Below are 8,161 nucleotides of genomic sequence, written 5' to 3' on the forward strand. Positions count from 1 at the left end.
GTTCAATCCGCGCTTGAATCCCCGGCCAGCGCGGCCGCGAACTCGGCAGCAGCAAATGGGCGCAGATCGTCCATGCCTTCGCCCACGCCAATGGCATGGATGGGCAGGCCATAGGCTTCGGCTGCGGCCACCAGCATACCGCCGCGGGCGGAGCCATCCAGTTTGGTCATCACCAGCCCGGTCACGCCGGCGACGGCCCGGAAAACCTCGATCTGCGACAGGGCATTCTGGCCGGTGGTGGCATCGAGCACCAGGATGACATCATGCGGCGCCGCCGGGTCGATCTTGCTGATCACCCGCTTCAGCTTGGCGAGTTCGTCCATCAGGCCGGCCTTGTTCTGCAGGCGCCCGGCGGTATCGATGATCAGCACGTCGATGCCCTCGGCCTGGGCGCGCTTGACGGCCTCATAGGCCAGGCTGGCGGCGTCCCCGCCTTGTTCGCCGGCCACGATCGGCACGCCGACCCGGTCCGCCCAGATCTGCAATTGGGCGATGGCGGCGGCACGAAAGGTGTCGCCTGCGGCCAGCATCACCTTGTGGCCATCGGCCTTGAACATCCGCGCCAACTTGGCGATGGTCGTGGTCTTGCCGCTGCCGTTGACGCCGACAACCAGCACCACCTGCGGCCGCCGCGTGATTGCAAGCGGCCTGGCGACCGGCGCGAGCACTTGTGCCACTTCTTCGGCGACCACGCGGCGGATGCCGGCGTCGTCGATGCCCTTGGCGAATTTCTGATCGCCCAGGCGATTGCGGATGCGGGCCGCCACCGCTGGCCCCAGATCGGCAGCGATCAGCGCTTCCTCGATCTCGTCCAGCCGCGCCTCGTCCAGCGGCAGCGTGCCCGTCGCCAGACCGGTGATATTGTCGGTGAGGCGCTTGGTCGATTTGGCCAGCCCCTGCGTCATGCGGCCCAGCCAGCTCATGCGTAGTGCTCCAGATCAACCAGGCCGGTGAAGGCCACGACGGCCGGGCCAGACAGCAACAAATGGCCATCATCGCGGCGTTCGACCAGCAGATCGCCGCCAGGCAGGGTAACGCGCACGGCATGATCAACCAGCCCGCGCCGCTGGGCGGCTGCGACCGCTGCCACCGCGCCGGTGCCGCACGCCAGCGTGGCGCCGGCGCCGCGTTCCCACACCCGCAAGATCAGATGGTTGCGGGACACCACTTGCGCGATGCCCACATTCACGCGTTCCGGAAACACGGGGTCGTTCTCGATCTGTGGCCCGATGCTCTCCAGCGGCACGGCGGCGGCATAGGTGACGAAGAACACCACATGCGGATTGCCGACGGATACGGCGACCGGATGTTCCAGATCGCCCCCCGGAACACTCCACGCCAGCGGCAGCGAGGCGGTGTCCATCGGATAGGCGAGCGGTACGTCTTCCCAGCCAAAGCGCGGCATCCCCATATCGACTGCGGCACCGCCGGCCACGGCATCGCTGGCCAGCAATCCGCCCGCCGTTTCAATGTGTTGCTGCCCACCAAGCAGCGCTGCCGCTGCCCGGCTGCCATTGCCGCAGGCACCCACTTCGCTGCCATCGCTGTTCCAGAAGCGCAGGCGGACGTCGGCGACAATGCTGGGTTCGATGACAATCAACTGGTCAAAGCCGATGCCGGTATGGCGATTGGCGAGGCCGCGCACCTGGGTGGTTGACAGCGCGACCGGCTGATCGCGCGCATCGAGCACCAGGAAATCATTGCCCAGGCCGTGCATCTTGAAGAAGGGGCGGTCCGCCATGCGGCGGCGTTAGCCGGGAAGCCCGGTCTCCGGCAAGTCATACTCGCCGCGAATGACGGTGCGGGCCTTGCCGGTCAGGATCACATGCTCGCCAACATGTTGACAAACAAGGCGTCCGCCGCGCGCACTGGCTTGCTGCGCGGTAAAATGGTTGCGCCTGAACCGCGCTGCCCAGAATGGCGCCAGCACCGCATGCGCCGAACCGGTCACCGGATCTTCATCGACGCCGCAGCCGGGTACGAATACACGGCTCAGCACGTCGGTGGCTTCGCCGGGTGCGGTGGCGATCAACATCAGATCGATACCGGGCGCCAGTGCCAGGATCGCCTTCATGTCAGGCTGCAGGCCGCGCACTTCATCGGGTGAATCGAACAACGCCACCATATAATCCCGGCCGCGAACAAAGACCTCCGCCGGTGCTGCCCCCAGCGCCGCCGCCACGGCGTCCGCTTCGCGGTCGGTCAGCGCGCGATCGACCGGGCGGGACGGCAGCATCAGATCATAGCCTGTCCCCGCCCGCGCGACGGCCAGCACACCGGACTGGCGGGTCTGAAACCGCACCTCGGCCAGATCGGGCAGGGCATCGAGCACGACATGCCCGCTGGCCAGGGTGGCATGGCCGCACATCGCCACTTCGGCGGTTGGCGTGAACCAGCGCAGATCGAAGTGCACACCAGCGTCGCTGGGCACCAGAAAAGCGGTTTCGGAGAGGTTGTTGTCCGCCGCAATGCCTTGCAGCACGGCATCGGGCAGCCAGTGCGGCAACATCATCACCGCCGCCGGATTGCCGGTGAACGGCCCGTCGGCAAAGGCATCGACCTGGACAAAGGGCAATCGCATCAGGGGTATACCAATCCAAAGCGCCAGCCATCGCCGTCACGCGTGAACACCTCGCGTTCGTGCCAGCGGCCGTCGCGGGCCTGCCAAAATTCGATGCGTTGGGGCGTCACCCGCCAACCGCTCCAGCGCGGCGGACGCGGCACATCGCCTGGAAATTGCTTGGCAATTTCGGCGATTCGCGTTTCCAGCGTGGCACGGTCGGGCAGGGGCTGGCTTTGCAGGCTGGCCCAGGCGCCCAGTTGCGATTCGCGCGGCCGGGTCGCGAAATAGGCATCGGCCTCGGCATCGGGCACCAACGCCGCGGTGCCGCCGATGCGGACCTGACGCTGCAGCGATTTCCAGTGCAAATTCAGATGGACTGCAGGGTTGGCGGCAATCTCGCGGCCCTTCTGGCTGTCGAGATTGGTGTAAAACATGAAGCCGCGCTCATCCCAGGCCTTCAGCAGCACGACCCGCAGCGATGGGGCGCCGTCCGGCGTGGCCGTGGCCAGCGCCATCGCATTGGGATCATTGATTTCTTCGGCCTGGGCAGCGGCAAACCACTCGCCGAAACGGGCAAAGGGGGCAATATGGGAGTGCAGCGTCATGCCCCGGCGTTACCCGCAGGGAAGGGCGCTGTCACCCGCCTTCACGCCGCACAGGCGATGCAACGCGTCGCGGTGGGCAGCGCCGCCAATCGACCCGGTGCGATATCGGCGCCGCACTTGTCACACACGCCATAATCGCCGTGCTCGATGCGGGTCAGTGCGGCAAGTATCTGTTCTGCCTCCTGTATCTGCTGCACCTCGCGGCTTTCGTTGGTGGCGAGCGCCTCCAGATCGCCGGCCTGTTCGGAAAAATTCGGCGACAATGGCTGGATCGTCGCTTCTTCCAGGCGCGCGATATCGGCCTGCACATCGGCGAGGCGCGCGCGCAACGTATCGGCAAGTTGTTGGTGTTTCATGCTTCTTCCCCCGTCACGTCGCCGCTGACCACCGCGGCGATCTGGTCGAGCACGGCCAGCCGCTCCCGCTTCAGTTCCTCCATATGGGCGTCGTCCATGGCCGGGGCGACGCCGGTTTCGCTGCGGCGGATCTCGTCATCCAGTGCTTCATAGCGATCGGCCAGCGTACGGAAGTGCCGGTCATTTTCCTTCAGATCGCGCAAACGCTCGGTCTGATCCGGAAAATTGTCATGCAGGTCTTGCGAGATATGGCTCATGGATTGCTCCCCTTTTATCGTTATTTGGTGGCCGATCCCTGGCAACCGGTGGCCGATCCTTGGCCCCGTATGTCCATCATGTGGCTTTTGCTGTCCGAATGCCATCGTGGCGAATGCGTATCGTCAACTTGCGGTGTCCGGCCGCGCCAAGATTGCCTGACTGTAACATTCGAGATAGGAAATGGTTCCCTCAACAGGATCGCGCCCCATGTTTCGCCCCCGGAATATTGTCTGGCTGATTGCCGCCGTCATCGCTGCGCCCGCCGCCGCCCCCGTCGCTGCCCAGCAAGGCCCGGCGCCGGGCGTGCCCACCTCCATTCAGGCCGCCCAGGCCCGCCCGCCGGCACCGAAAGCGTGGACATTGGGCATCGGCATCGCGCCGATCGTTGCCCCGGCCTGGCAGGGCAGCCGCGACATGGCGCTGTCGATCTTCCCTGATCTGCGGCTGAATTATCGCGATGATGTGTTCCTGTCGGTGCCCGATGGGCTGGGCTGGAACGCAGTCAATCAGGATGGCTGGAAACTCGGCCCGCTGGCCAAGCTGCGCTTCGGCCGGCAGGAAAGCACCGGCGGCTCGCCCTTCCTCGTCACCGGCGGCAGCACGGCGCTGCGCGGCATGGGCAATGTCGGCCTGGCTGGCGAATTCGGCGGCTTTGCCCAGAAAAGCCTGGCCAAAAACCGCCTGCGGCTGCGCGCCGAACTGCGCCAGGGCACCGGCGGCCATGACGGCCTGGTGGCCGATACCAACATCAGCTGGAATGATCGCACCCCCACCGCCAGCCTGCTCTACAGCGTGGGCCTGCGCGCCACCTGGGCCGACAGTGATTACAGCAATGTCTATTTCGGCGTGACCCAAGCCCAGGCGCTGGCCACCGGCCTGCCGTCGTCACGCACGGGGAGCGGGCTGATCTCGGCCGGGGTGAACGCCACGCTCACCAAGCCGCTGGGGCGGTTCGGCAGCAAGGGGGCGCTCACCTTGTTCACCAGCTATGACCGGTTGGGCGATGCGGTGGCGGACGGGTCGCTGATCCGGCAGCGCGGCGATCGCAACCAGGTGGCGGTGGGGCTGGCGTATGGCGTGCGGTTCGGCTGGAACTGACGTCGGCCGGTCCTGACAGATGATTAAATTCCGCCGGGAGCCAGCCGCGTAGCCGCGCCTCCGCCTGCTCCGCCCCTGAAGGGGGAAGGGGCGCGGGGATCAGGCTTTGGCCTTGGCTTTGCGTTTGGGCTTCTTCGCCGTGTCAGGTTCCTCATCCCCGGCTCCTGTCGCATGCGGGAAGGGCAAAGTCAGGAGAGGGGCAAGATATTTGCCGGTCCAACTGGTTTCGCAGGCAGCGACTTGTTCGGGGGTGCCGGCGATGGTCATCTGGCCGCCCTTGTCGCCGCCGTCGGGGCCGAGGTCGATGATCCAGTCGGCAGTCTTGATGACGTCGAGGTTGTGTTCGATGACGACGACGCTGTTGCCCTGTTCGACGAGCGCGTGGAGGACTTCGAGGAGTTTGCGGACATCTTCGAAATGGAGTCCGGTGGTGGGTTCATCGAGGATGTAGAGCGTGTTGCCGGTGGCGCGGCGGCTCAGTTCCTTGGCGAGCTTGACGCGCTGGGCTTCGCCGCCCGACAGCGTCGTGGCTTGCTGGCCGATCTTGACATAGCCGAGGCCGACTTCGAGCAGCATGGCGAGTTTCTCGCGGATCGGCGGGACGGCCTTGAAATATTCGACGCCGTCTTCGATCGTCATGTCGAGCACATCGGCGATGCTCTTGCCCTTGAACTTCACGTCCAGGGTTTCACGATTATAGCGGGCGCCGTGGCAGACGTCACAGGTGACATAGACGTCGGGCAGGAAGTGCATTTCGATCTTGATGACGCCGTCGCCCTGGCAGGCTTCGCAACGACCGCCTTTCACGTTGAAGCTGAAGCGGCCGGGCTTGTAGCCGCGGGCCAGGCTTTCGGGCAGGCCGGCGAACCAGTCGCGGATGTTGGTGAAGCAGCCCGTGTAGGTCGCGGGGTTGGAGCGCGGGGTGCGGCCGATGGGTGATTGATCGATGTCGATCACCTTGTCGAGATGTTGCAGGCCATCGATGCCATCATGCGGCGCCGCCAGCACGCGGGCGCCGTTCAGTTCGCGGGCGGCGGCGTTGTAGAGCGTGTCGATGGTGAAGGTGGATTTGCCGCTGCCGCTGACGCCGGTGATGCAGGTGAAGGTGCCGAGCGGGATGGAGGCGGTTACGCCCTGCAGGTTGTTGCCGCGGGCGTTTTTCACGGTGAGTTTCTTGGCCGTCCCCTTGCGGCGTTTGGCGGGGACGGGGATGGCGCGGCGGCCGGAGAGATAATCGCCAGTGATGCTGCCCGGCGTGTTCAATATGTCGGCGAGGGAGCCGGCGGCGACAACGCTGCCGCCGTGAACGCCAGCGCCGGGGCCCATGTCGACGATATAATCGGCAAGGCGGATGGCGTCTTCATCATGCTCCACCACCAGCACGGTATTGCCGAGATCGCGCAGGCGTTTCAGCGTGGTGAGCAGGCGATCATTGTCGCGCTGGTGCAGCCCGATGGACGGTTCATCGAGCACATAGAGCACGCCGGACAGGCCGGAGCCGATCTGGCTGGCAAGGCGGATGCGTTGTGATTCGCCGCCCGACAGCGTGCCGGACTTGCGATCGAGATTGAGATAATCGAGGCCGACATTGTCCAGAAACCCAAGGCGTTCGGTGATTTCCTTCAGGATGCGATCACCGATGGCGCGTTGTTTCGGCGTGAGTTGATCGGCGACGCTGAGCGCCCAGCGCAGCGCCTGGCCGACCGGGCGGCGCACGGCCTGGGCGATGGTCTCGCCAGCGATCTTCACGCTCAGGGCTTCGGGGCGGAGGCGATCGCCGTGGCAGACTTCGCAAGGGGAAGGGGACTGGTAGCGTTCCAGCTCCTCGCGCATCCACGTGCTTTCGGTGTTGAGGCGCTTTTCGAGATTCTTGATGACGCCTTCGAAGGCCTTGTTGACCTCATAGGCCTTGCGGCCATCTTCGAAGCGCAGCGCGATGGCGCGGGTGCCGGTGCCGTGCAGCACGGCGTGGCGGGCTTCGGGGGTGAGATCGGCCCATTTGCTTTTCAGGGTGAAGCCATAGGCACGGCCGACGCTGGCCAGGACTTGGAGATAATAAGGCGAAGGCGGGTTGGATTTCGCCCAGGGGGCGACGGCGCCCTTTTCGATCGTGAGGGCGTGATTGGGGACGATCAGATCGGGATCGAAATATTGTTTTTCGCCAAGGCCGTCGCAGGCCGGGCAGGCGCCTTGCGGGGCGTTGAAGGAGAAAAGGCGCGGTTCGATTTCGGAAATGGTGAAGCCGGAGACCGGGCAGGCGAATTTTTCGGAGAAGAGGATGCGATCCCCTTCCCCTTTAGGGGAGGGGTTAGGGGTGGAGGAGTCAGGACCTGTTGTTGCATTCCCCATCCCCGGCCCCTCCCCTGAAGGGGAGGGGAGGATTTCGACGATAGCGAGCCCTTCGGCGAGCTTGAGCGCGGTTTCGAAGCTTTCGGCGAGGCGGGATTCGAGGCCCTCCTTTACCGCCAGACGGTCCACGACCACGTCGATATCGTGCTTGTATTTCTTGTCGAGCGCCGGCGCTTCCTCGATGGCGTGGAATTCACCGTCGATCTTGACCCGGGTGAAGCCGTCCTTCTGCAGTTGGGCGAGTTCCTTGCGATATTCGCCCTTGCGGCCGCGCACGATGGGGGCGAGCAGGTAGAGGCGGGTGGCATCGGGCAGGGCCATCACCCGGTCGACCATCTGGGACACGGTTTGTGCGGTGATCGGCAGGCCGGTGGCCGGCGAATAAGGCACGCCGACCCGCGCCCACAACAGGCGCATGTAATCGTAGATTTCCGTCACGGTGGCGACGGTGGAGCGCGGGTTCTTGGAGGTGGTTTTCTGCTCGATGCTGATGGCCGGCGACAGCCCCTCGATATGATCGACATCGGGCTTGGACATCATCTCCAGGAACTGGCGCGCATAGGCGGACAGCGATTCGACATAGCGGCGCTGGCCTTCGGCATAGATGGTATCGAAGGCGAGCGAGGATTTGCCGGAGCCGGACAGGCCGGTGATCACGGTGAGCGCGTTCTTGGGCAGATCGACGTCCACCCCTTTCAGATTATGCTCCCGCGCGCCGCGCACCTGGATCTGGTTCAGCATGTCGTATCTGTTCCACGTTTGTTCGGATTGCGCAAGCTGCAGTGGCTTAGTGGTTTGGGGTAGGCTGCGACCGGCGTGACGGCAAGGCTTGTGCATGGGGTAGGAATGTCGCGGGGTTAGCGTCCGCTCACGTGGTGTAATTTCCCGGTGTAGATGATTGCGTTGCCGGGGGTGGGGCGAGCCCCACCCCC

Annotated in this window: 8 protein-coding genes; 1 reads left to right on the forward strand and 7 read right to left on the reverse strand. The window is 64.9% G+C overall.

Going from position 1 to position 8,161, the window contains the following annotated elements:
- Positions 1 to 2: 2 nt before the first annotated feature.
- Genes ftsY through ACTIEZ_RS14555 form a run of 6 tightly spaced genes read right to left on the reverse strand, consistent with a single transcriptional unit; the run spans position 3 to position 3,781 of the window.
- Positions 3 to 923, reverse strand: coding sequence for a signal recognition particle-docking protein FtsY (ftsY, locus tag ACTIEZ_RS14530; protein ID WP_439547405.1), 921 nt, complete (start codon positions 921 to 923; stop codon positions 3 to 5).
- The gene (gene dapF, locus ACTIEZ_RS14535; protein ID WP_439547406.1) at positions 920 to 1,741 is read right to left on the reverse strand and encodes a diaminopimelate epimerase; all 822 of its coding nucleotides are present in this window, start codon (positions 1,739 to 1,741) and stop codon (positions 920 to 922) included. The genes ftsY and dapF overlap by 4 nt, the downstream gene beginning before the upstream one ends.
- Positions 1,742 to 1,750: 9 nt before the next feature.
- Positions 1,751 to 2,584: a PhzF family phenazine biosynthesis protein gene (locus tag ACTIEZ_RS14540; RefSeq protein WP_439547413.1), complete on the reverse strand. Its 834-nt coding sequence runs from the start codon at positions 2,582 to 2,584 to the stop codon at positions 1,751 to 1,753.
- Positions 2,581 to 3,168 carry a pyridoxamine 5'-phosphate oxidase gene (gene pdxH / locus ACTIEZ_RS14545; protein ID WP_439547407.1) on the reverse strand — a complete coding sequence of 196 codons (588 nt, stop codon included), beginning with the start codon at positions 3,166 to 3,168 and terminating at the stop codon, positions 2,581 to 2,583. The genes ACTIEZ_RS14540 and pdxH overlap by 4 nt, the downstream gene beginning before the upstream one ends.
- Before the next feature lie 41 nt (positions 3,169 to 3,209).
- The gene (locus ACTIEZ_RS14550) at positions 3,210 to 3,524 is read right to left on the reverse strand and encodes a TraR/DksA family transcriptional regulator (protein WP_439547408.1); all 315 of its coding nucleotides are present in this window, start codon (positions 3,522 to 3,524) and stop codon (positions 3,210 to 3,212) included.
- The gene (locus ACTIEZ_RS14555) at positions 3,521 to 3,781 is read right to left on the reverse strand and encodes a YdcH family protein (protein ID WP_439547409.1); all 261 of its coding nucleotides are present in this window, start codon (positions 3,779 to 3,781) and stop codon (positions 3,521 to 3,523) included. The genes ACTIEZ_RS14550 and ACTIEZ_RS14555 overlap by 4 nt, the downstream gene beginning before the upstream one ends.
- 208 nt (positions 3,782 to 3,989) lie before the next feature.
- Here ACTIEZ_RS14555 and ACTIEZ_RS14560 point away from each other — a divergent pair, with 208 nt between their 5' ends.
- The gene (locus ACTIEZ_RS14560; RefSeq protein ID WP_439547410.1) at positions 3,990 to 4,880 is read left to right on the forward strand and encodes a MipA/OmpV family protein; all 891 of its coding nucleotides are present in this window, start codon (positions 3,990 to 3,992) and stop codon (positions 4,878 to 4,880) included.
- 99 nt (positions 4,881 to 4,979) lie between these two features.
- Here the strand turns inward: ACTIEZ_RS14560 and uvrA are convergent, their stop codons facing one another.
- Complete coding sequence (gene uvrA, locus ACTIEZ_RS14565) at positions 4,980 to 7,970, reverse strand: excinuclease ABC subunit UvrA (RefSeq protein ID WP_439547411.1); 2,991 nt, start codon at positions 7,968 to 7,970, stop codon at positions 4,980 to 4,982.
- Positions 7,971 to 8,161 lie beyond the last annotated feature (191 nt).

Origin of the sequence: Sandarakinorhabdus sp. (assembly GCF_051860625.1) — a bacterium.
Classification (GTDB): domain Bacteria; phylum Pseudomonadota; class Alphaproteobacteria; order Sphingomonadales; family Sphingomonadaceae; genus Sandarakinorhabdus.